The sequence below is a fragment of the Kitasatospora sp. NPDC043950 genome, from assembly GCF_056435345.1.
The window spans coordinates 1-20,815 of sequence record NZ_JBWKER010000018.1; the positions used below are offsets into that span (position 1 = coordinate 1).

The window sequence follows — 20,815 nt, forward strand, 5'->3', positions numbered from 1 at the left end:
ATCGACTGCGGCGCGGCAGGCTCGGCGGTCGCCCACCGGCGTTCAATCGCCAGCTCTACAAGCACCGCAACGTCGTCGAACGCTGCTTCAACCGCCTGAAGCAGTGGCGAGGCCTGGCCACCAGGTTCGACAAGACCGCCGTGTCCTACCAAGCCGCCGCCACCCTCGCCTCACTCCTCATGTGGGCCTGACCTTTGACGACACTGCCTAGCGGACGGCGGCGCCAAGCCGGGCGATCCGTTGGGCGGTCCGTCGGGTGAATCGCCGGGTGGTCCGTTGGGCGCACTGCTCGGGCCGGCGCTGCCGGCGGTGGGCGTCGGGCAGTCGCCGGCCGAGGCGCGGGCGGCGCTGGGGGGCGCGCACGAGGCCGTGTTGGTGCTGGTCGACGGGCGGGCGGTGGCGGTGCTGTCGCGGGCGCGGCTTGGGGGCGGGGCTTGAGGGCGCGGTTTGGGGGCGGGGCCTGAGGGCGGGGTCGTTCGGCGGGCTCAGCGGGCTCAGCGGGGCGTCGGCGGGGCCAGGATGGCCGTGATCACCCGGTCCAGCGAGCGGTCGAAGGCGGCGTCCGGATCGGAGGGCGGTCCGGACGCCGCGAACGCCTGGGCCAGGTGCGGGTATTCGCCGCTCATGGCGGCCCGGGTGAGGTAACCGACCAGCTCCGCCTGCCACTTGGCGCCTGAGGCCGCCGTCTGCTCGTACTGGGCGTACTGGCAGACGAAGCCGTTGAACAGGGCCATGGCCTCCATCCGGGCGCCGCCGTCCAGGCCGGTGGAGGCGGTGACGGCGAGGAAGTGGTCGGTGTAGCGCAGGGCGTTGGGGCCGATGCCCGGGCGGGCGAGCACCAGGGCCGGCAGCCAGGGGTGGCGGCGGAAGATGGCGAGTTGCTGGCGGGCGAGCGCCGCCAGGTCGGCGCGGACGTCGCCGCTCGGCGCGGCCGGCAGCTCGTACTCGGCGGTGACGGCGTCGAGCATGAGGTCGAGCAGGTGCTCCTTCTTCGGCACGTAGTTGTAGAGCGACATGGTGCCCGCCCCGAGGGCGGCCGCGACCCGGCGCATGGAGGCGGCGTCCAGGCCCTCCGCGTCGGCGATCTCGACGGCCGCGGCGGCGATGGACGTCCGGCTGTGGGCCGGTTTCGGCCCGCGGCCGGTGCGTTCGGGGCGCAGCCAGATCAGTTCGGGCGCCTCGGGGGCGGCCGGGCGCTCGCTGGTGCTGGGGGGTTCGTTGGACGGCACTGGGTGATCACCTCGCCCCCCATCTTAGATACGTACGACGTACGTAGTAGCATCTGACCCACGCTTCTACGTACGCTGTACCTAGAGAAGGGGCAGAGCCATGTCCGACACCGCCCGACCCGCCATCGAGATGGCAGGCGTGGAGAAACGATTCGGGACCACCGAGGCCCTCCGCGGCCTCGACCTCGCCGTTCCCGCCGGCACCGTCTGCGGGTTGCTCGGCCCCAACGGCGCCGGCAAGACCACCGCCGTCCGCGTCCTCGCCACCCTCGTCGCCCCAGACCGGGGCACCGTCCGCGTCGCCGGCCACGACGTCGTCAGCGCCGCCGAGGACGTCCGCCGGGCCATCGGCCTCGCCGGGCAGTACGCCGCCGTCGACGAGGGCATCACCGGGCGCGACAACCTCCACCTGTTCGGTCGGCTGCACCGCCTCGGCGCCCGCCGCGCCCGTGCCCGCGCCGACGAACTGCTCGAACGCTTCGACCTCACCGAGGCCGGCGACCGGCTCGTCCGCACCTACTCCGGCGGCATGCGCCGACGCCTCGACCTCATCGCCAGCCTGGTCACCAGCCCCCCGGTGCTCTTCCTCGACGAGCCGACCACCGGGCTCGACCCGCGCAGCCGTCAGGAAATCTGGGACACCGTCAAGGAGTTGGCCGACGGGGGCACCACCGTGCTGCTCACCACCCAGTACCTGGAGGAGGCCGACCGGCTCGCCGACGACATCGTCGTCGTCGATCACGGCGCCGCCATCGCCACCGGCCCACCGGCCCGGCTCAAGGCCGCGATCGGCAGTCAGCTGTCCGTCACCCTCGCCGACCCGGCCCAACTCGCCGCCGCCGCCGTGGTGCTGTCCACCCTCTCGGGCGGCGACGCGCACGTGGACGCGGCCGAACGGACCGTGACGGTGCTGACCCAGCCCGGCGTGTCCGTCCTGCTGCCCTCGCTGGTACGGGAGTTGGACACCGTCGGGATCACCGCCGAGGACGCCGCCGTACGGGCCCCCTCGCTGGACGACGTGTTCCTCGCGCTCACCCGCGAATCCGCCGAAACCCTGAGGAGGGCCGCCTGATGGCCGCCGTGTACGCCCCCGCGCCGATGCCGTCCCGCCCCGCCCGGCTGGCCGTCGACACCTGGACGTCGATGCTCCGCATCCTCCTCAACTACCGCCACTCGCCAGGCCTGTTGGCCGCCTCGCTGGGCGTCCCCGTGATCATGGTGGTGGTCTTCGGGTACGTCTTCGGCAGCGCCATGCGGATCCCGGGCGGCGGCGACTACCGCGAGTTCCTGATGCCCGGCCTGTTCGCCATGGTCGCCACCAACGGCGTCATGGTGACCATGGTCGGCGCCGCCCGCGACGTCGGCCGCGGCATCACCGACCGGCTGCGCTCCATGCCCGTCTCCCGCACCGGACTGCTGCTCGGGCAGACCCTCGCCGACCTGCTGGTCAGCGTCGTCGTCCTGACCCTCCTCGCGCTCGTCGGCCTCGCCGCCGGCTGGCGCGTGCGCGAGGGCGCCGGGGACGCGGCGGGCGCGTTCGCCCTGCTGCTGCTCTTCCGCTTCGTGATGACCTGGGTCGGCACCTGCCTCGGCCTGGCCATCGGCAAGGAGGACGCCGCCGGCCAACTCTCCGTCGCGGTCTTCCCGATCGCGATGGTCACCAACGCCTACGTCCCCACCGGCGGCATGCCCGGGTGGCTGCGGGTCGTCGCCGACTGGAACCCGGTCAGCGCCGTCGTCCAGGCCTGCCGCGAACTTTTCGGCAACCCCTCGGCGGCCGGCGACGCCTGGCCCATGCAGCACGCCGTCCTCGCCTCGGTGCTCTGGAGCGGTCTGCTGCTCGCGCTCTGCATGCCGCTCGCCGTACGGAAGTTCGCGACGCACGGGCGCTGATCGGGGCGGTCGGTCGTTCATCCGTCCGTCCGTCCGTAAGTCCGTCCGCTCACCCGTTTCGTCTGACGGAATGTGCTGGACACCGCTGCCGGTACGGTCGAAGGTGGGCGCCATGGAGTACACCCACCTCGGCCGCACCGGCCTGACCGTCTCCCGACTCTGCCTGGGCACCATGAACTTCGGCCCCCACACCGAGGAGTCCGAGGCCCACCGCATCATGGACACCGCCCACGAGCGGGGCATCAACTTCTTCGACACCGCCAACGCCTACGGCCGCGACAGCGAGGGCAACCTCAGGGGCCGGACCGAGGAGATCATCGGCCGCTGGTTCGCCCAGGGCGGCGGCCGCCGCGAACGCACCGTCCTCGCCACCAAGGTGTACGGGCCGATGGGCGACTGGCCCAACGAGGGCAAGCTCTCCGCCCTCGCCATCCGCCGCGCCGTCGAGGCCAGCCTGCGGCGCCTGAACACCGACCACATCGACCTCTACCAGATGCACCACATCGACCGGGACACGCCCTGGGAGGAGATCTGGCAGGCGATGGAGGTCCTGGTCGCCCAGGGCAAGATCATCTACGTCGGCTCCAGCAACTTCGCCGGCTGGCACCTCGCCCAGGCCCAGGAGGCCGCCCGCTCCCGCCACTTCCTCGGCCTGGTGAGCGAACAGTCCCTCTATAACCTCCTCGACCGCACCATCGAACTGGAGGTCATCCCCGCCCTCCAGCACTACGGCCTCGGCCTGCTGCCCTGGTCCCCGCTGCGCAGCGGCCTCCTCGGCGGCATCCTCCGCAAGGAACGCGAAGGCACCCGCGTCCGCGGCGCCCTGCCCCAGGCCGACGCACTCCTCGCCACCCACCGCGACCGCCTCCAGGCCTACGAGGACCTCGCCGCCGACCTCGGCACCGAGCCCGCCGACCTCGCCCTCGCCTGGCTCCTCACCCGCCCCGCCGTCACCGCCCCCATCATCGGCCCCCGCACCCCCGCCCACCTCGACGCCGCCGTCGCCGCCCTCGACCTGAAGCTCGACCAGAAGACCCTCGACCGCCTCGACGAACTCTTCCCCGGCCACCAGCCGGCCCCGGAGGACTACGCCTGGTAGCCGCGCACGGGCGCTGTCCTGCCCCGGCGGTACGACCGGGGCAGGACAGCGGGGCAGGACATCGGCGAGGTCAACCGGCGCCGTTCGAGGAGGCGTCGGGCCAGTCGGTCAGGCCCAGCTGCGGCCATCTCGTCGCCGGTACCCTCCGGTTAGTCGATGGCCCGGGGCACGGCAGTGTGTGGACCGAACCCGAGTCGAGGACGCAGTACGACGACCAGCTCGCTGCCCGCGCCTCACCTGGGTCGACCAGCGTCACGGCCCAGAGCAGCACGCTGTCGTCCCCGGGCAGGCGGTCGACGGCGGATCCTGCGAGGAGGATGGCATTGGGCCCTCCGCCGGCGAACCCGGGATCGGTCAGTAGGAGGCCACCTGTGGACGGGTCGGTGAAGTCCAGATGGTGGCCGGTCCAGTGACCCCTGAGCGCCTCCGTGAGCCGGCGGCTTGGGACGGGCTGGGAGACCGGGTCGGCGAAGCGCCCGTACGCCGGCGGCCCGGCTTGGCTCCCCGGGTGATTGACGACGGTCGGCAGCGGGGCAGACCAGTCGACGCGCGGCACGCCGAACTCGGGTCGGGTGTAGTACTCCGCCAGGAAGCTGTGGCCCGGCCAGCTCTCCAGGGGCCGCAGCCGCCTCGGCACGCCGTCGCCCTGCGTCAACGCCCCGCTGAGTGCGCTCCGTGGCACCAGGTGTGACTCGACCCGCAGCACGGGAGGGATCCGGGGGATCCGGTGCGCGGGCGAGGCATGCCGCCAGGAGTCGGTGAGGCGGATGATGTGTGGCGGTAGATGCAGACGTGGCAGATCCTCCTTCGGCTGGTCCTCCTCGCTGCGCAGGTGGTGGAGGCCGTTGAGCAGCAGCCATGGTGCGCCGGTGGGATCGGAACGGATGAGCACCTCTGTCAGAGCTGCCGGAGGTCCGACCGTCGAGGCCCGCGCCTCGGCGGCCGAGAATGGCGGTGTCCACCAGTTCTCTGATCGTGCAAGGGTGTTGAGACGGGTTCTCCACCTTGCGCCAAGAGTCGGATCGACGGCGCGCCGACAGTATCGGGCCTCCTCCTGTTCTTCCGGATCCGGCGGGGACGCCGTCTGCAGGACACGGGTGGCCTGTTCGGCGAACCACTCCTGTTGAGCACGCTGGAGGGCCTTGGCCACGGCGGGGCTGGAGGTGTCGAACTCCCCGGCGTCGGTTCTGTGGAGAAGTCGGCTGGGCAGTCCGAGGGTGAGGAACCACGCCCGAGAGGCCAGCCAGGACTGACGGGGCCTCGGGCTTTCTTCCTCGAACGGACACCAGGAGAGCGTCGAGGCCGCCCGCGCGATGATTCGGCTGCCGAAGGGGAGGACCGCTACACGCGGGCGGCGCAGAGGGACGGCGGGGAAGGTGCTGTCTGCGATGGCGTCCGGGCGGAGCACCCCCCGGACGGCGAGGACCGCGTCGTGGATGCGCAGGTGCGGCCAAGCGATCGCACGCGTGATCGCAGCTGTGATCGGATCCGTGATCCGGTGGTCCGAGCCCGTGGGCGAGCTGCGGGCGAGGGCCCCGTATGCGGCGAGCCAAGTCGCCTCCGCCACGAGTTCGTCCCGGTGGTGGCCCGATCGGGTGAGCTGTCGGCCGATCAGTTCCGGCCGGTTCACCCAGAGGTCCGCCGCCGTGCGAATGCAGGCGTCGCGGAAGCTGTGGTGGCCGACGCCGGAGAGCCAGAGCAGCAGAGAGGTGACCTCTTCGACCACTGCGTCGCCCCGAGGGCCGATGGATTCGGCCCAGTGGACGAGCCTTCGGAGAAGGGCGATTCCGTTCGGATCGGCGAGGAGGTCGACGATGGGCCCCGCGAATCGGCGCTCAAACCGGCTACGGCGCCAGGCGGTCAGCTGATCCTGCAGGAACTCCACGCCCAGCGGGTGCTTGTGGCAGGTCGCGTTCACCAGGATGGAGTACAGCGCATTCGGGGCGGACCCGGGGTCGCGAAGCTGCCGGATCAGGAAGGCCCGGGATGAGCGGCCGGCCCGCTTCGGGTCCCGGCCCTCCAGTGACTCCAGAACCGCGCCGGCGACGAGGGACCGATGTCGACGGGGCACCAGGTCCGACAGCTCGGCGCCCTCGACGACATGCGGTGTCGCACCTGCCAGCGCCTCCAGCATCCTTTGGTGGTCGGCACGTTGGCCGGACTCCGGATCGCCGTCGCGCGCCCGGTGCGCCGCGTGAACGATCCGGGCGACGGCCCTGGAGGGACGTCGGCCACGAAGCAGGTTCACGGCTCGGACGTGTTCGGCGAACCGCTGGATCGCGAAGCGGACGTGCCGGGTGTTCGGATCCAGGGCCAGTACGCCCGCGTTCTCCAGCCAGCGCAGGAGCACGGCCGGATCGCTCAATCCGGGAGTGTCTGCCAGCACCTGGCAGGCTGCGCGGTATTCGAGGGTGCCCTCCTCTCCGACCTGCTCGGACAGGACCTCGCAGGCGAGGGTGACCAGGGGCGCCGGGGTCGGCGACGGACCGGCGCGGAGCGCGTGCGCCGCGTCCAGGTGTGCGGCGTAGTCGCCGTCGAGGATGAGCAGCCAGGACTGGAAGAGGTCGCCGACGGTCGGTGTGACGATCGGCCCAGGGGCCGGCTGAGGGGAGCGGTGCAGGCACCAGGCCAGCACGGCGAGCATCAGCGGTCGGCGCAGTTCGGAGACGTCCGGCGGGAGCAGCAGTTCCGGGAGCCCGTACATGTCCTGGTACACCCGCCAGGCCTGGCCTGGGCGGGAGATCCCGGGATTCCAGAGGAAGCCATGAACCCGGGTGACGGCCGCCTCCGAGGTGCCCACGGGGCCGGCCGGCCGGGTGTCCATCCGGACGGTGCCGACCAGAGTCACCAGTGGGTAGCGCCGCACCAGTTCGGCCAGGGAGGCGAACGCCGTCCGGACGTCCCCGTGCAGGCAGCGGACCTCGTTCAACGCGTCGATTGCGAGCACGGCGCGACGGCCGGTCAGCAGGGCCTGTTGTTGGAGGGCCGCGAGCAGGTCGCGCAGGCCGTGGGCCCGGGTGCCGGGTGAGACCCGACGGGGGAGTTGGGCCTCGAAAGCCTCGTCCGGACCGAACTCGTGTCCACAGACGAAGGCCGTGGGCGCGCCGTCCGTGATGCGTTCCTGGACCCAGCCGCCCAGCCCGTAGGACTTGCCGGTTCCCCAACCGCCGCCGACGAGGAGGGCGCCGGTCTGTCGGGCCGCGAGGGCGGGGTCGTCGCATACGGTCCGGAGCCGGTGCCCGCAGGTCTGGAGGTCGTCGAGCGCGGCGAGCAGACGGCCCACGGAAGCGCGTTGCACGTACGGGAGCGAGTCGAACGGTTTGGCGGCGCACACGGCGGCCAGCAGCTCGTCGTACATGGCGGTGATGCTCTCGGTCACCCGGCCGCAGAGTTGGAGCACCTGGTCGATCTGTCTGCGAACGGACTGCGGGTCGGTTCGGCTCTCCGTGTTGAGCAGGTTCGCGGTCGCGTCCAGCTGTTCGGCGCAGAGGGCGCGGTCGCTGTCGGAACGGGTCCATCTCCGGCCGGCCTGCGCTGCCGGACCGGCGGACGGTGCGGGCAGGTCGTCGAGCGCCGGGCGCCAGCCATCCCATACCCGAAGGACGGATGCGGTCTCGGCAAGCCGGTTCGCGAGTACCGAAGGGTCGTCGAGCTCGGCGAGGGCGTCGGACAGGAAGGTGGCGAGCGGCGGAGGCTGGATGTCGACCCGTCCCCGATGGCGGCGAACGGTGCGGGCGGCGGCCGCGGCGTGCCGGTGAAGGTCGGACAGCCGTAGGTAGGCGGGGTCGAAGTACGCCGGAATGGCCTCCTCGGCGAGCGATACGAGGGCGCGCTCGATATCGCTTCTGGTGTAGGCGAGGAACCGCATGGGCGAACCGGGGCGCGCACGGTCGACCTGCGCCGCCCACCGCTCGGCCGCCGCCCGCCACTGCTTCGTGCCAGGTGCGGCGCCTCCCCCGGCGGTGAGGTCCTGCGGGAGGAAGACCAGGAGGTCGGTGAGGTCAGGGTGGTGGGTGAGGGCCGATTTGATGGACTCGTCCACGGCACCGAGCGCGGAGCTCAGTTTTCCGTGGTACTTCGCCTGGATCCCGACCATCCGACCGTCCGCGAGCCGCGCGCAGGCCTCCAGTCCGCCGTCCGGGGGCCGGAGAGCCAGCAGCGTCCCGGCGATGGCGGGGGCGAAGTCGCGTTCGAGGATCGCGGGGAAGAGATGGACGCAGAGCTTCTCGAACACCTGGGCCGGTGCGGCCCCGAGGTCGCTACGGAGCCGGGTGAGATCTACTCCGAGAGGCAATTCGCAGTCCTTTCCGCGGAGCTTGGCCTGTGGAGGGGGACGGCGCGGGGAACCGACGGCCCCCGCGCCTCAGGTCACGCCAGAGAACGGGCGATGCGGTCCCAGGTCTCGACCTGGGCCATGGCATCGGTGACGAGGTCGAGCGCGGCGGCGATGTCTCGGCCCGGCCCGTGGAGAGTGGGAGCGGTGGTGGTGAGCCAGTCCAGGGTGATGCGGAGGAGCCGGAGGGTTTCGAGAGCCTCGCGGGCGAACCGGGACATGTCGGTGAGCTGGCGTGCGACGTCACGGTTCTGGATGTTGTCGCGGGTCTGTGGGTGGTGGTCGAGTCTGCTGAGCGCGGTGTGTACGGCGGCATCGATGTCGGGAATCAGCGCGGCGAACTCCGCAGCGCAGGACCTGAGTTCCACGGCGGGGCGGGCGATCGCGGTGCTGAGGCGTTCGGCTGCCGTGCCGTCCGGTGCGGTAGCCAGGTCCGGCACGAGCTCCTCGGCGAGCGCGGCGATGTCGTTCACCAGCCCGGTGACCGCCTTGAGGCCCTCGGTCAGTGGGGGCATGGTCGTCTGGAACGTGGCGAAGAGGTCGGTCGGGGTGGTGACGGCGGTCGGCGTCGGCTCCTGCCGGGAACGGAGGCCGAGCAGGATCCGAACGGGGAGGAACGGCGTGAAGCCGTCCCGGAGGGCTCGGACCAGTGCGCCCTGGAGATCCCGGCGGGCGTGTGCGAGACCGGTCTCGGATCGCTCGAACACGACCCTGCCAGTGCGTGGAAGGCCGGGCGGTTGCCGATTGCGTTCACCGATCTGGAGGGTGGGCCGCCCGGTGGTGTGGCGCAGACCGAGCTCGTACATGACGGACGGCCTGCCGTCGGTCACGTCGGCGATGACGATATCGGCCCCGAGTACCTGCCGGTAGCGCAGCTCGTCCGGCTGGGCAGGGTCCGAGCGGAGTGGCCGGAGACCGAGGGCGGCACAGGCGGGGCGGACGATCCGCTGGTAGACCTCCAGGCCGGCGTCGTACGCGTTGCGGTCCCCGGCGGGACCGATCACGACACAGGTCAGGTGGCCCTGGGAAGGCTCCGGGACACTGGGCTTGGGTACCGTGGCCGCAGCGATCATGCGAGGTCCTTCCAGCTGAGCCCCGGGAGCGGTGGCGCAATTGTCAGGTGGGACAAGTCATCCTCATAGATGGGGAGTTCATCGATGCCGAGGGCGCTGAGCAGTCCGACGGTGGGCACCCGGTAGCGGTGCCCGGCGCGGACCACCGGGCAGGGGAAGACTCCGCGGTGAACGAGGTTGTAAGCGGTGCCCAGACAGATGCCGAACGCGCGCGCGGCGGTCCGCAGGTCGACGGCCAGTGGGAGCCCGAACAGCTCGGGGAAGGTGAGTGCCCCCTGGGCGTGGGTGGTCATCGGTCGGCCCCCGCCGGGCGGAGGGGGAGCGTCCCGAGCCGCGGGCCCCGGCGGCGCCGATGGGCGTGCTGGACGACCTCGCGCAGACCGAGATGGTCGGCGAGTTCGCCGAGCCGCGCGCCCTCGATCGCCGAGCGGGAGGAGAGGCGCAGCGGTGCGGTCAGGCCGTCCGGGCGGTCCGGCGAGGTGATCGCGAGATCCCACAGGTCCTCGGCCGATTCCGAGGTGCGGGCGTCGGCCACCGCGACGATGTCCTCGACCGGCCGTCCGCCCGAGGCCGAGCGGCGGGCGAAGTCCCATCCCCGGCGGCCCGCAGCCTTGAGCAGCTGCGGGCCGACGTCGGGGTCGTCCGGGGAGACCTCGGCCAGCCGTTCGATCAGGGCGAGCATGACCTCGGATTCGACATCGCGCCGGTCCGCGCCCAGCCGGGCGGAGGCCTGGCGGGCGACCCGCTGAAGCCGAGGCAGGGCGAGCCAGACCACGGCCTCGACCCACCCGGCTACCTCCGTCGAGCCGATGGCCATGGCCAGCGAGTCGTGCTGAGCGAGTGCGACGGCACGACGCCAGATCTCGCGGCGCAGCGACTCGTCAACCGGCTGCTCGTACAGGGCTGCGCGCGCCTGCGGCAGCTCGAGGAGGCGGGTTGCTCCGCCGACCTCGACCTGGAGAGCGTTCGGCCGCAAATGGGCGGCGCTGGTCACCCGCTGGTGGATGACGTCGAGCACACTGTTGTACGTGATCAGAGCCATGGGGCGGTTCCTCCAGTCGAACGGTGCGGGTCGATGTAGGGCTTGAGCGCCGAGTGAAAGCGGTTGATCGCTCGGGAAAGCCTTCCGACTTCCCTGGGCGGCTGGTGTGGGGCGCTGTCGGGGGCGATGAGGAGGTTGCCTGAGGGGGTGGGGATGTACAGCCACGCCCGACGGGCGAACTCCTTGTCGGGGACGGTCGCCAGGATGCGGCGGAACCGGTCGGGGTGCAGGCCGGTGTGCCGGGACACGACCGCGTCCTCGTACACCCGGTCGGAGACGATCGCCACCAGGTGCGTCGTCTCCTCGCTGGCCTTGGCCAGGACGGCCTTGACCTCCTGGGAGTCGAGCAGTCGGTGCAGTTCGTTCCTCGCGGGCCCGTTCCCCTCGCCGGGTACGCCTTCGGGCGCCACGTGGCCGGAGTGGACGCTGACCCGCATTCGCAGTCGGACGTGGCCCGAATCGGCGTTGTGCTTGGCGAGTTTCTCGTCGAGGCGGTCGAGGAAGGGGTGGACGACGAATCCCAGCAGTGTGGGATCGAAGCCGAACGTGACCCCGTCGCCGGAGTTGACGGGGAACCGCTTTGTGGTCCGGAGGTCGTCGAGGCCGGCTGCGGTGAGGGCGGCGTCCAGGATCTCCTCAAGGTAGGCACTGACCGGCGCGTGGACGGCGCCGGGCAAACTGGTGAAGCCCTTCAGGTCGACGCAGAGCAGGCCGGAGAGCGGCGGCAGGGGCCGACTGACGATGCCGGGGAGTGACGGGGGTTCGGGCATGGCGGTCTCCAGGAACGCAAGGTTCGGCGGTCGCCGGGCTGACGACGAAGAGTCTGCGGTCGGCCGGCGAGGATTAGGGGGCCCGCGACCCCTTAGCCATGTGTCCTGCGCCACACCTGGTTCGTGGCCGGCGAAGGGGCGCGGCAGGGTAGCAGCCGGTGCCGGGCGGATCGCGCCTCATGCGCCAACTCGTCCTACCCGGGCCTTGGTTGGCGATCGCTCCCCTAATCTCCCGCCATGAACTTGTGCAACAACTCCTCGTCGGGGCTGCTCATGGGCCCGAACCGGACCTTTCAGGCGCTCGTGGGGCCGGCCGCGTGGAACGGCGTCCTCAAGGGCACCGAGCGGAGGAAGCTTCCGGCGGGCCGGAAGCTGGTGGGGCAGGGCGACGTGGGCGCCTTCGTGATCGTCGTGATCAGAGGTGTGGTGAGGGTCGACCAGATCGGGGGTCGTGCCGGTGCGGGTAAGCGGCTGCTTGCCTTCCGGCGTGGCGGCGACCTCATCGGGGACCTCGCGGTGCTCGGTTTCGGCGTGCGGACGGCCACGGTGACGGCGTACACCGACTGTGAGGTGGCGATCGTGCCCGGGGAGACGTTTCGGAGCCCCGGTTTCCAGCGCGACTACGGTTTGGCGATCTCGTCGTACATCGCCGGCCGACACTGGGAGGCCCAGATGCTGGCGCAGCCCGGCGACAACCGGGCCCGGGTCGCATGGGTCCTTGTGCCGCTGCTCGACCACGAGGAGGGGATTACGCGGAGTGTGGCGAATGACGTCCAACTTCCGGTTGTCCAAAGGGATCTCGCAAGTTGCCTGGGCATCGGCGCCAAGCAGGTACGGCAGGTCGTGTCGGTGACGCCGTTCGGCGGGACGCTGGCCGGTCGGCGGGGGCGGCTCGTGGTCGAGGACCCCGAGGGTCTGCGCGCCGCCGCCGCGCGGCTCGGCGGACTGTCGTGAGCGGTTGACGGCCGTTGTCACGTCGCGGCGATCAGGGCGGCGCCGGTCTCGAACACGTGGTGCCAGGCCTGGTCCAGGAGGTAGGCGCCGTTCATGCCGTGGTCGGCGAGCCGCACGAAGTCTCCCCGCCGGGTGAAGTCGGCTGCCCGGCGGAGGGGTTCGCGGCGGTCGGCGAGGTAGTGGGTGGCGGCGGACAGCGCGAGGGCGGCGAGGAGGCGGCGGGGTTTGGGGCGGAGGCCGAGGGCGCGGGTGCCGAGGAGGAGGGCGGCGGCCTGGGTGGCGGTGTAGGCGGCGACGTGTGCGGTGCAGGCGCGGCGGCCGGCCGGGGTGGGCCGGCCCTTGGTGCCGGCCTGGTGGTCGGTCTGGATCCAGTGGTCGGCGAGGGTGGCGGAGGCGCGGAGGAGGGCGTAGGCGGCGGCGAAGGCGGCGGCGCGGGAGGCGGGTTGGGGGGTGGAGGCCGGCGTGGGCACGGGCATGGGCATGGGCGTAGGTGCGGGCGTGGGCATGGGGCTCCGATCGGTGGGGTGACGGTTTCCTGGTGGGGCGGCCTGCTGTGGTAGCAAGGCAGGCATGACGGAACGGCCTGGCGGGCGCAGCTCGTACCACCACGGATCGCTGCCGGAGGCGCTGGTCGCCGCGGCGTTCGAGCTGCTGGACGAGTACGGGCAGGAGAAGGTGAGCATGCGGGAGGTGGCGCGGCGGGCCGGGGTGTCGGCGGGGGCGCCGTTTCGCCACTTCGCGGACCGGCAGGCGTTGTTGACGGCGCTGGCGGACCGGGTGCTGGCGGACTTCGCGCGGTGCCAGGAGGCCGAGGTGGCGGCGGTGGATCCGGCCGGGGGGTCGGTGATGCGGGCGGTCGGGCTCGGGTTCGTCCGGTACGCGCTGCACCATCCGCACCGGTTCGATCTGGTGCGTTCGCGGGTGTTCGTGGCCTCGCGGGAGCCGGAGCTGCGGGATCAACTGGACGGCATGGACAGGGCGTTCACCGGTCTGATCGTGGCGGACCAGGAGGCGGGCCGGTTGCGCCCGGGGGATCCGGGGCTGATGGGGCTGGCCGGGCAGGCGCTGGTGTTCGGGCTGGCGCAGATGATCGTGGACGGCTACCTGCCGGAGGAGGAGGCGGAGGAGCTGGCCGGGAAGGTGCTCGACACCTTCGGTCAGGGAATCGCCAACCTTCCTTCGCAGTAACCGATTTGTGCGTGCAGTGAGCCTTGACCGGGTTTCCCGGCCCTGATGTAATCACCGATTACATGGGGTGCGGGAGGCTGAGATGTCCATGGGAACGACGTTCGTCCGATCGATGTTCGCCAAGCCGACGCCGGGCTACACCACCGCGGGCGCCACCGGCGACACCGTGGTGCTGCTGATCGGCATGCGGATCAACCGCTTCTGGGCCGTCCACCACTGGGGCCCGGTGATGTTCGCGATGTTCCGGATGCTGTACGAACTGGGGCGCAGCCCCGAGCGCGGCCTGCGCGGACGGATCCTGCTCACCGCCTCGCCGCGCACGTACTACGTCGTCCAGTACTGGGAGTCGAAGGAGAAGCTGTACGGCTACGCGAGCGCGCCGGACGGCTTCCACCACAGCGTCTGGGGCATCGTCAACCGCAAACTGCGGGAGGGGAAGGCCCGTCGGCACGTCGGGCTGTGGCACGAGACGTACGTGGTGCCGGAGGGCGGGTACGAGTCGATCTACTTCGACATGCCGCCGTTCGGTCTCGCGGGCGCCACCGGCTCCCTGCCGCTCGAGGCGCGCGGGCGCCGCGCGTCGCAGCGGCTGGCCTACCGGTCGGGGGAGGGCCCGCAGGGCGGCTCGAAGGAGGGTCGCCAGGAGGGCGCGAAGGAAGGCCCGCAGGGCGGCTCGAAGGAGGGCTTGAAGGAGGTCTCGGGGGAGCGCGTGCCCGAGTAGGGGTGCTCACCGGGCGCTCAGGGAGTGTCGCGGGTCGGCCCGGGCGCCGCGGCGTGAGAGCGTCGGGGGATGGCGGAGGAGCAGGGCGGGATGCCGGCGGGCGCGCCGAGAGGTGTACGGGCGGGCGCGCCGACCGGCGCATCGACCGGGGCACCGGCGGGCGCACAGACGGGCGGCGCACCCACGGGCGGCGCACCCACGGGCGGGCCGGTGGTGCACGAGGTGCCGTACCACGCGCAGTGGGAATCGGCCGAACTGGTGCGGGTGATCATCGACGGGCAGGTCGACGCGGCCGAGGACCCTCGGTGGGGGCAGTCCGGTGCGGCCACCCCGGAGGAGTACGCGTGGTGGTCGTGGCGGCTGTGCGGGGTGGCCTGCCTGCGGATGGCGCTCGACCACTGGTGGGGCCTGGCGCCGCCGGCGCTCACGCTGGCCGGGGAGTGCGTGGCGGCGGGGGCCTACGTCCGGGACGGCGAGAGCCTGCGCGGACTGATCCACACGCCGTTCGCCGACTACGTCCGGCGGCGGTGGGGACTGGCCGCGCAGGCACGGGAGTTGGCGCCCGCGGAGCTGGCGGCCGAGGTGGCCGGCGGGCGGCTGGTGATGGTGTCGGTGCATCCCGCGATCCGGGAGCCGGCCGGTCCGGCACCGGTGCGGCGGGGCGGACACCTGGTGCTGGTGGTGGGCGCCACGGACACGGCGGTGGTGATCCACAACCCGTCCGGATTCCCGGGGGAGTCGCAGTCCTTCGCGCACGTGCCGTGGCGGTCGTTCGAGCGCTTCTACGCCGGGCGGGGGATCGTCCTCGGCCCGCCGGGCGCGGGTGGCGCGGGTGGCGCCCGATCGGTTCCCGACCAGCAACCGGTCGGGAGCTGACCGGCGGCTGGTCGGGACCTGATCAGCCCCTGATCAGGAGCTGATCGGGGGCTGATCAGGGGCTGATCAGGGGTTGTCCGGCAGGCCGGCCGGGTTGACCGGGAGCTGGCTGCGACAGAGCGCCGATATCGGCTTCAACGCGGCGGCCAGGCGGTCGAGTTCGGCGCGCGGGTAGTCCTCCCAGACCCGCGCGGCGGCCAGGTCGGTGGCGGCCTCCAGGGACTGGTGCCGGATCCGGCCGAGTTCGGTCACCGAGCCCGCCGTGGTCAGCCAGCCCCGCTCGACCAGGCGCGCCGCGGCCGCGTCCCACTCCTCGTCCGTCCAGCCGCGCATCGGCTGGAGCATCTCGCGCCGGACGTCCATCGCGCACCGGACCACCAGCGCCTCGCACCCGTCCAGGCCGGCCGCCACCAGGGCCGCCACGTGGCCGTCCCCGCGGTGCTCGCGCATCACCGTGGCGGCCTGCCACAGCCGTTCGTACAGGCCGGAGGGGCGGGGCAGCGCGGCGTTGGCGGCGGCCAGCACCCGGCCGACGCAGTCGAGCCGGCCAGCGGCCCGCTCCAGGGCCTCCACCACCAGTTCGACCTGCGCCGGGTCCACGTGCTCCAGCAGCCGGGCCAGCGCCCCCGCCGAGCCCTTCAGCCGGGCGGCCAGCGCCTCCTCCGGGCTCGCGTGCGTCCACACCTCCGGCAGCGCGCGCTCGACCATCGCCGGGGAGAAGCTGAAGAACGCGGCGATCACCGGCGGCGCGTCCACCGCACCCAGCGGCGCCGACCGGCTGGCGAAGTAGCCGCGCCAGCCGCCGTGCAGTCCGGCCGCCTCGTAGGCCTCGCGGCTCTCGGGCAGGAAGTAGGTGACGGAGTGCACCGGTTCGAAGAGCCACCACAGGGCACGGGCGGGGTGGACGAGATCGGCCATCGAAGGACCTTCCTCGGAGAGGGGCGGGGCGAACCCGGCCGGACGGGGCGGCTCGGCGGGCGCCGACGGATCGGGCGCGCGCGGGCCGCTTCAGTGCTGATGACCACGGCGGCGGCCACGGTAATCCCGGACCGGGTGTGATGACGGTCACGGGGAGGTCCCGGTGTGCGCCCGGCGGGGCGGCGGCGCGAGATGATGGGACGAGGTGCCCGCTCCCGGGACGCCGCAGCCCTCCAGTGAACCCTCGTGTGAAGGTAGTCGGTAATGGCGCAGATCAACCCCAGCATCCTGTCCGCGGACTTCGCCCGGCTCGCCGACGAGGCCGAGGCCGTCAGGGGCTCGGACTGGCTGCACGTCGACGTGATGGACAACCACTTCGTCCCCAACCTCACCCTCGGCATCCCGATCGTCGAGTCGCTCGCCCGCGCCACCGACATCCCGCTCGACTGCCACCTGATGATCGAGGACCCGGACCGCTGGGCCCCCCAGTACGTCGAGGCCGGCGCCGGCTCCGTCACCTTCCACGTCGAGGCCGCCGCCGCGCCCGTCCGCCTCGCCCGCGAGATCCGCGCCAAGGGCGCCCGCGCCTCCATGGCCCTCAAGCCGGGCACGCCCATCGAGCCGTACGAGGACCTGCTGCCCGAGCTCGACATGCTGCTGATCATGACCGTCGAGCCCGGCTTCGGCGGCCAGGCGTTCCTCGACATCATGCTGCCGAAGATCCGCCGCACCCGGGAGCTGATCGCCAAGCACGACCTGGAACTGTGGCTCCAGGTCGACGGCGGCGTCTCCGCCGGCACCATCGAGCGCTGCGCCGAGGCCGGCGCCGACGTGTTCGTGGCCGGCTCGGCGGTGTACGGGGCCGAGGACCCGGCCGAGGCCGTGCGCAAGCTGCGGGAGCTCGCGACCAAGGCCTCGGCGGACGCCTGGTGGGCCTGCGGGCACTGAGCCCGGGCGGAGCCGTTCAGGGGCGGGACCGTTCAGGGGCCGGGCCGTTCAGAGACGGGGCTGTTCAGGGGCCGGGCCGGCCGTCATCCAGGGGCCCGGCCGGCCTGGCCCGCCCGGCGAGGGGTGGAGGATCCAGCGGTCGTCAGGGATGATCGTTGGCGAACGCCCCTCGCCCGGCCCCTCTCCGCACGGTGGTGGAACCGCACATGAGCAACCTCGACCGCAAGCCCTCCCCGACCACCTGCGGCCGCGAGGCCGACACCGGACCGGTCAAGGATCTGTTGACCGGACGTCAGGTCCAGCTCGGCGAGAGCACGATGGTCCGCCGACTGCTCCCCAACCTGGGCCGCCGGATGGTCGGCGCCTGGTGCTTCGTCGACCACTACGGACCCGACGACATCGCCGACGAACCCGGCATGCAGGTCCCGCCCCACCCCCACATGGGCCTCCAGACGGTCAGCTGGCTCCACCAGGGCGAGGTGCTGCACCGCGACAGCCTCGGCAGCCTCCAGACCGTCCGCCCGTACGAACTGGGCCTGATGACCTCCGGCCGGGCGATCTCCCACTCCGAGGAATCCCCGCGCCCGCACGCCCGCTACCTGCACGGCGCCCAGCTCTGGGTCGCCCTCCCGGACGCCCACCGGCACACCGCCCCCACCTTCGAGCACCACGGCGACCTGCCCGTCGTCACCGCCCCCGGCCTGCACGGCACCGTCATCCTCGGCACCCTCGACACCGCCACCTCGCCCGGCACCGCCTACACCCCCCTCGTCGGCGCCGACCTCGCCCTCACCGAGGGCGCCGACCTCAAGCTCCCGCTCGTCCCCGACTTCGAGTACGCCGTCCTCTCCATGTCCGGCAGCGTCGACGTCGACGGCGTCCGCGTCGAACCCGGCTCCATGCTCTACCTCGGCTGCGGCCGCCCCGAACTCCCCCTCCACGCCCGCACCGACGCCGCCGTCCTCCTCCTCGGCGGCGAACCCTTCGACGAGCAGATCCTCATGTGGTGGAACTTCATCGGCCGGTCCGGCGAGGAGATCACCCGGGCCCGCGAGGACTGGATGTCCACCGCCCGCTTCGGTGACGTCCACGGCTACGCCGGCGACCGGCTGCGGGCGCCGGAGCTCCCCGCCCTTCCGCTGAAGGCGCGGGGGCGCGTGCGCTGAGGCAGGGAGACGGGGTTCGCGGTCGCTAGCGTTCGTCGGTGAGGTCGCGGACGAGGGTGCTGCTCATCTGGGGGAGTTCGCCGTACTCGGGGTCGTCGCCGGCGACGGGGAGTTGGTGGATCACGGCCGCGAGGCGGGGGGGCAGCTTCACGTCGAGGCCGTAGTGGCACCGGGCGAGGATGTCGGTGAGCACCTGGGCCGGCAGCAGTGCGTGAGGAGTGCTCAGGACGCGCTGTGGCGGGCGGGGGTTGGTGGCCAGTGCTTCGGCCTGTTGGCGCCAGACTTCCGCGTCCAGGAACTCCCCGATGCTGCGGTGCAACAGGCTCAGGAACGACGCGGAGGTGTAGGAACCGCCGCCGGCCGCGAACTGCCACCAGAACTGGGCGCCGTCGCGATGGCCCGCGACGTACAGCAGCGCGCCGAGGACGAGGGCGCCCTCGGGGTGGATCTGCTCGCCGTTGACGAGGAGGCCCAGGGAGGCCGCGGCGGACGGCATCGAGAGGACCAGGGACGCGGCGAGGTCGAGTTCGTGGGCCGCCTGCTTGTGCTCGGAGGACAGCGGACTCGGGGCGGTCAGCAGCCGCTCCCAGGAGACGCCCGTGCCCCCTGGCTGCGGTCGCGGGGCCCGGGTGGGCAGGTGGATGCCGGCCATGTTCGGGTGCAGGGCCCGGTCGTGCTCGGTGCTCACCGGCTCTCCCCGCGTCGGCCGCCGAGCGCCGCGGCCAGACGGTCGAGAGCCTGGCTCGCGGTCGAACGGACGTTGGCCTCGGTCGTCCCCAGGCAGTCGGCGATCTGCTCGTCCGGCAGGTCGAGCAGGTAGCGCAGCACGATGACGTCGTGCCGCCGTTCGGACAACCGCCGCAGCGCGACGTACAGTTGCTCGTGAGTGCCCCCGGTCTCCATCAGGTGCTGCGCCCGCTCGGCGGCGATCCGCACGGCGTAGACCCACCCGGGGACGCTCGCCTGGGTGGGCAGCGGCTCGCCGTTCATCATCAGTTCCGCCAGGGTGGCGCCGATCTCCTCCTTGAGGATCGTCCAGGCGTGGAACGGTGGGATCTTCTCGCGCAGGATGCGCGGCCACTCCTTCCACACGCGGACCTTCGCGATCTCCACCGCTCTGTGTGCGGCGTCGTCGTCGCGAAGGCGCGCGCGGGCGAACCCGGTCCACGCCCCCTCGTGCGTGTCGCAGAACGCGTCGAACGTCAGGCGGTCCCGGTCTCCGACCACCCAGTCGCTCTCGGTCACGTCCCATTCCTCCCCTGCGGCACGCCTGTCGGCTGCCGTCCGGCGCGGGCCGCCGACCGTGGCTGAACCCCACGGTCGTACGGCGGTCACAGCGGGAACTCGCTTCCCTGGTAGGAACATTAAGGCGGATTGGATGCCGAGATGTTAAACCGCGACAAGGTGTTTCGAGATCAGACATAAGGTGCGGCGGATGATGGAGATACCGTGCGGAACATGGTCAGAGTGAGTCACTACATGCTCTGATTCGGTCGTCCTGCTTCACGGTCGCGTCGTCACCGGCGGCGGCCCTTGCTTGGCCGTTCGGGCGTGTGGGCATAGTGGAAGGGGCCGCGCCAGGGTCCGCCACCGTTCGCCACGGTGGCACGGGCGCGGATCGGTCCTGTCCTGCGCAGGGCGAGTCGATGACGTATCAGGGGGAACGCATGACGGACGGCACCGCCAGGACCGACGACGTAGAGGTCAACCTCGACATACACCTGGCCCACTCGGCACGGATGTACGACTACTACCTCGGCGGCACGACGAACTTCCCCGCCGACCGTGAGGCCGCCGGCCGGGCCCTGGCGGTCTTCCCCTACGCCCGCTCCGCCGCGCGCGCCAACCGTGCCTTCATGCGCCGGTCGACGCAACTGCTCGCCGAGGCCGGGATCCGACAGTTCCTCGACATCGGCACCGGGATCCCCACCTCGCCGAACCTGCACGAGGTCGCGCAGTCGGTCGCACCGGACGCCAAGGTCGTCTACGCCGACAACGACCCGATCGTGCTCCTCCACGCTCAGGCGCTCCTGCGCGGCACCGAGCAGGGCGTCACCGCCTACGTGCAGGCCGATGTGCGCGAGCCCGGTGACCTGTTGGACTCGGCCCGGGCGATCCTGGACTTCACCCAGCCGATCGCGCTCAGCATGAACGCCCTGCTGCACTTCGTGCCGTTCGATGCCCAGCGGATCACCGAAGGACTCAAGGCACAGCTGCCCAGCGGCTCCGCGCTGGTGGTCAGCCACTTCACGCAGGACTTCGCCGCCGAGGAGACCGCTCGGCTCATCCAGGTCTACACCGCCGCGGGAACCCCCGTCGCCGCCTGCACCCGTGACGAGTTCGCGCAGTTCTTCACCGGCTGGAACCTCCTGGAGCCGGGCGTCGCGGCCACTCCGCGCTGGCACCCGGCGGCGCCTGCGGACGACACCGAGCACATCACCGACGCAGCGGCCTCCTGCTACGGGGCCGTCGCCATCCGCCCCTGAGCCGTTCTCCCAGTCCGGCAGCTTCCAGTCTGGCAGCTTCGAAGCCCGGATGTTCAAGCCCGTACATCGGCATTCCGGGACCCGGGTACGCCCACCGCCGGTGGCGGCAGGAGTCGTTG

General features: G+C 72.0%; 21 protein-coding genes. 11 read left to right on the forward strand and 10 right to left on the reverse strand.

What is annotated here, in order from left to right; genetic code table 11:
• On the forward strand, positions 1–191 hold a 191-nt coding region (locus tag AC07BF_RS14325), incomplete at its 5' end, for a transposase family protein (protein WP_478333416.1).
• Positions 192–494: 303 nt separating this feature from the next.
• Here the strand turns inward: AC07BF_RS14325 and AC07BF_RS14330 are convergent.
• Positions 495–1,229, reverse strand: coding sequence for a TetR/AcrR family transcriptional regulator (locus tag AC07BF_RS14330; RefSeq protein ID WP_363583190.1), 735 nt, complete (start codon positions 1,227–1,229; stop codon positions 495–497).
• A 100-nt stretch (positions 1,230–1,329) separates the two neighbouring features.
• On the opposite strand from AC07BF_RS14330, the gene AC07BF_RS14335 reads away from it, so the two are divergent.
• The 3 genes from AC07BF_RS14335 (at position 1,330) to AC07BF_RS14345 (ending at position 4,221) form a co-directional block, all read left to right on the forward strand.
• Complete coding sequence (locus AC07BF_RS14335) at positions 1,330–2,301, forward strand: ATP-binding cassette domain-containing protein (protein WP_363627496.1); 972 nt, start codon at positions 1,330–1,332, stop codon at positions 2,299–2,301.
• Positions 2,301–3,122, forward strand: coding sequence for an ABC transporter permease (locus tag AC07BF_RS14340; protein ID WP_363583194.1), 822 nt, complete (start codon positions 2,301–2,303; stop codon positions 3,120–3,122). Before AC07BF_RS14335 ends, AC07BF_RS14340 begins: the two co-directional genes overlap by 1 nt.
• Positions 3,123–3,234: 112 nt before the next feature.
• Entirely contained in the window at positions 3,235–4,221 is a 987-nt protein-coding gene (locus AC07BF_RS14345; RefSeq protein ID WP_363583196.1) for an aldo/keto reductase, read from the forward strand.
• A 70-nt stretch (positions 4,222–4,291) separates the two neighbouring features.
• Here AC07BF_RS14345 and AC07BF_RS14350 read toward each other — a convergent pair whose 3' ends face one another.
• The 5 genes from AC07BF_RS14350 to AC07BF_RS14370 all read right to left on the reverse strand — a co-directional run bounded on the left by AC07BF_RS14350 (position 4,292) and on the right by AC07BF_RS14370 (position 11,439).
• Positions 4,292–8,515, reverse strand: a complete 4,224-nt coding sequence (locus tag AC07BF_RS14350) for a hypothetical protein (RefSeq protein WP_400986409.1) — start codon at positions 8,513–8,515, stop codon at positions 4,292–4,294.
• A 74-nt stretch (positions 8,516–8,589) separates the two neighbouring features.
• A complete protein-coding gene (locus AC07BF_RS14355) occupies positions 8,590–9,627 on the reverse strand; it encodes a hypothetical protein (RefSeq protein WP_400986410.1) in 1,038 nt (345 codons plus the stop codon).
• Complete coding sequence (locus tag AC07BF_RS14360; RefSeq protein WP_363583201.1) at positions 9,624–9,920, reverse strand: DNA-binding protein; 297 nt, start codon at positions 9,918–9,920, stop codon at positions 9,624–9,626. The genes AC07BF_RS14355 and AC07BF_RS14360 overlap by 4 nt, the downstream gene beginning before the upstream one ends.
• Positions 9,917–10,669 (reverse strand): hypothetical protein, encoded by a 753-nt coding sequence (locus tag AC07BF_RS14365; RefSeq protein ID WP_400986411.1) that lies wholly within the window; start codon positions 10,667–10,669, stop codon positions 9,917–9,919. The genes AC07BF_RS14360 and AC07BF_RS14365 overlap by 4 nt, the downstream gene beginning before the upstream one ends.
• Positions 10,660–11,439: a hypothetical protein gene (locus tag AC07BF_RS14370; RefSeq protein ID WP_363583205.1), complete on the reverse strand. Its 780-nt coding sequence runs from the start codon at positions 11,437–11,439 to the stop codon at positions 10,660–10,662. Before AC07BF_RS14370 ends, AC07BF_RS14365 begins: the two co-directional genes overlap by 10 nt.
• A gap of 237 nt (positions 11,440–11,676) precedes the next feature.
• Here AC07BF_RS14370 and AC07BF_RS14375 point away from each other — a divergent pair, with 237 nt between their 5' ends.
• Positions 11,677–12,393 (forward strand): Crp/Fnr family transcriptional regulator, encoded by a 717-nt coding sequence (locus AC07BF_RS14375; RefSeq protein WP_363583207.1) that lies wholly within the window; start codon positions 11,677–11,679, stop codon positions 12,391–12,393.
• A 17-nt stretch (positions 12,394–12,410) separates the two neighbouring features.
• Here AC07BF_RS14375 and AC07BF_RS14380 read toward each other — a convergent pair whose 3' ends face one another.
• Positions 12,411–12,869, reverse strand: a complete 459-nt coding sequence (locus AC07BF_RS14380; RefSeq protein ID WP_478333417.1) for a hypothetical protein — start codon at positions 12,867–12,869, stop codon at positions 12,411–12,413.
• 94 nt (positions 12,870–12,963) lie between these two features.
• Between AC07BF_RS14380 and AC07BF_RS14385 the strand changes: the two genes are divergently transcribed.
• From AC07BF_RS14385 to AC07BF_RS14395, 3 genes are all read left to right on the forward strand, one after another.
• Positions 12,964–13,581, forward strand: coding sequence for a TetR/AcrR family transcriptional regulator (locus AC07BF_RS14385; protein WP_478333418.1), 618 nt, complete (start codon positions 12,964–12,966; stop codon positions 13,579–13,581).
• Between the two features lie 112 nt (positions 13,582–13,693).
• Positions 13,694–14,302: a DUF4188 domain-containing protein gene (locus AC07BF_RS14390; protein ID WP_363618503.1), complete on the forward strand. Its 609-nt coding sequence runs from the start codon at positions 13,694–13,696 to the stop codon at positions 14,300–14,302.
• A 222-nt stretch (positions 14,303–14,524) separates the two neighbouring features.
• Positions 14,525–15,178 carry a C39 family peptidase gene (locus AC07BF_RS14395; RefSeq protein ID WP_478333419.1) on the forward strand — a complete coding sequence of 218 codons (654 nt, stop codon included), beginning with the start codon at positions 14,525–14,527 and terminating at the stop codon, positions 15,176–15,178.
• A gap of 66 nt (positions 15,179–15,244) precedes the next feature.
• Here AC07BF_RS14395 and AC07BF_RS14400 read toward each other — a convergent pair whose 3' ends face one another.
• Positions 15,245–16,096, reverse strand: coding sequence for an SCO6745 family protein (locus AC07BF_RS14400; RefSeq protein WP_363583215.1), 852 nt, complete (start codon positions 16,094–16,096; stop codon positions 15,245–15,247).
• Between the two features lie 264 nt (positions 16,097–16,360).
• Between AC07BF_RS14400 and rpe the strand changes: the two genes are divergently transcribed.
• Together rpe and AC07BF_RS14410 are read left to right on the forward strand one after the other, a co-directional pair.
• A complete protein-coding gene (rpe, locus tag AC07BF_RS14405; RefSeq protein ID WP_363583217.1) occupies positions 16,361–17,044 on the forward strand; it encodes a ribulose-phosphate 3-epimerase in 684 nt (227 codons plus the stop codon).
• 206 nt (positions 17,045–17,250) lie between these two features.
• Positions 17,251–18,210, forward strand: coding sequence for a pirin family protein (locus tag AC07BF_RS14410; protein WP_363627503.1), 960 nt, complete (start codon positions 17,251–17,253; stop codon positions 18,208–18,210).
• 25 nt (positions 18,211–18,235) lie between these two features.
• Here the strand turns inward: AC07BF_RS14410 and AC07BF_RS14415 are convergent, their stop codons facing one another.
• The gene (locus AC07BF_RS14415; protein ID WP_478333420.1) at positions 18,236–18,898 is read right to left on the reverse strand and encodes a hypothetical protein; all 663 of its coding nucleotides are present in this window, start codon (positions 18,896–18,898) and stop codon (positions 18,236–18,238) included.
• Positions 18,895–19,455, reverse strand: coding sequence for an RNA polymerase sigma factor (locus AC07BF_RS14420; protein ID WP_400803492.1), 561 nt, complete (start codon positions 19,453–19,455; stop codon positions 18,895–18,897). The genes AC07BF_RS14415 and AC07BF_RS14420 overlap by 4 nt, the downstream gene beginning before the upstream one ends.
• 422 nt (positions 19,456–19,877) lie before the next feature.
• Here AC07BF_RS14420 and AC07BF_RS14425 point away from each other — a divergent pair, with 422 nt between their 5' ends.
• On the forward strand, positions 19,878–20,696 hold the full coding sequence (locus tag AC07BF_RS14425; protein WP_400803489.1) for an SAM-dependent methyltransferase: 819 nt from the start codon (positions 19,878–19,880) through the stop codon (positions 20,694–20,696).
• Positions 20,697–20,815 lie beyond the last annotated feature (119 nt).

Bases quoted from the DNA above. Each gene is read 5' to 3' on its own strand.
- AC07BF_RS14335 (WP_363627496.1), top strand. From the start codon at position 1,330: ATGTCCGACACCGCCCGACCCGCCATCGAGATGGCAGGCGTGGAGAAA.
- AC07BF_RS14340 (WP_363583194.1), top strand. From the start codon at position 2,301: ATGGCCGCCGTGTACGCCCCCGCGCCGATGCCGTCCCGCCCCGCCCGG.
- AC07BF_RS14345 (WP_363583196.1), top strand. From the start codon at position 3,235: ATGGAGTACACCCACCTCGGCCGCACCGGCCTGACCGTCTCCCGACTC.
- AC07BF_RS14355 (WP_400986410.1), bottom strand. From the start codon at position 9,627: ATGATCGCTGCGGCCACGGTACCCAAGCCCAGTGTCCCGGAGCCTTCC.
- AC07BF_RS14360 (WP_363583201.1), bottom strand. From the start codon at position 9,920: ATGACCACCCACGCCCAGGGGGCACTCACCTTCCCCGAGCTGTTCGGG.
- AC07BF_RS14365 (WP_400986411.1), bottom strand. From the start codon at position 10,669: ATGGCTCTGATCACGTACAACAGTGTGCTCGACGTCATCCACCAGCGG.
- AC07BF_RS14370 (WP_363583205.1), bottom strand. From the start codon at position 11,439: ATGCCCGAACCCCCGTCACTCCCCGGCATCGTCAGTCGGCCCCTGCCG.
- AC07BF_RS14375 (WP_363583207.1), top strand. From the start codon at position 11,677: ATGAACTTGTGCAACAACTCCTCGTCGGGGCTGCTCATGGGCCCGAAC.
- AC07BF_RS14380 (WP_478333417.1), bottom strand. From the start codon at position 12,869: ATGCCCGTGCCCACGCCGGCCTCCACCCCCCAACCCGCCTCCCGCGCC.
- AC07BF_RS14385 (WP_478333418.1), top strand. From the start codon at position 12,964: ATGACGGAACGGCCTGGCGGGCGCAGCTCGTACCACCACGGATCGCTG.
- AC07BF_RS14390 (WP_363618503.1), top strand. From the start codon at position 13,694: ATGTTCGCCAAGCCGACGCCGGGCTACACCACCGCGGGCGCCACCGGC.
- AC07BF_RS14400 (WP_363583215.1), bottom strand. From the start codon at position 16,096: ATGGCCGATCTCGTCCACCCCGCCCGTGCCCTGTGGTGGCTCTTCGAA.
- rpe (WP_363583217.1), top strand. From the start codon at position 16,361: ATGGCGCAGATCAACCCCAGCATCCTGTCCGCGGACTTCGCCCGGCTC.
- AC07BF_RS14410 (WP_363627503.1), top strand. From the start codon at position 17,251: ATGAGCAACCTCGACCGCAAGCCCTCCCCGACCACCTGCGGCCGCGAG.
- AC07BF_RS14425 (WP_400803489.1), top strand. From the start codon at position 19,878: ATGACGGACGGCACCGCCAGGACCGACGACGTAGAGGTCAACCTCGAC.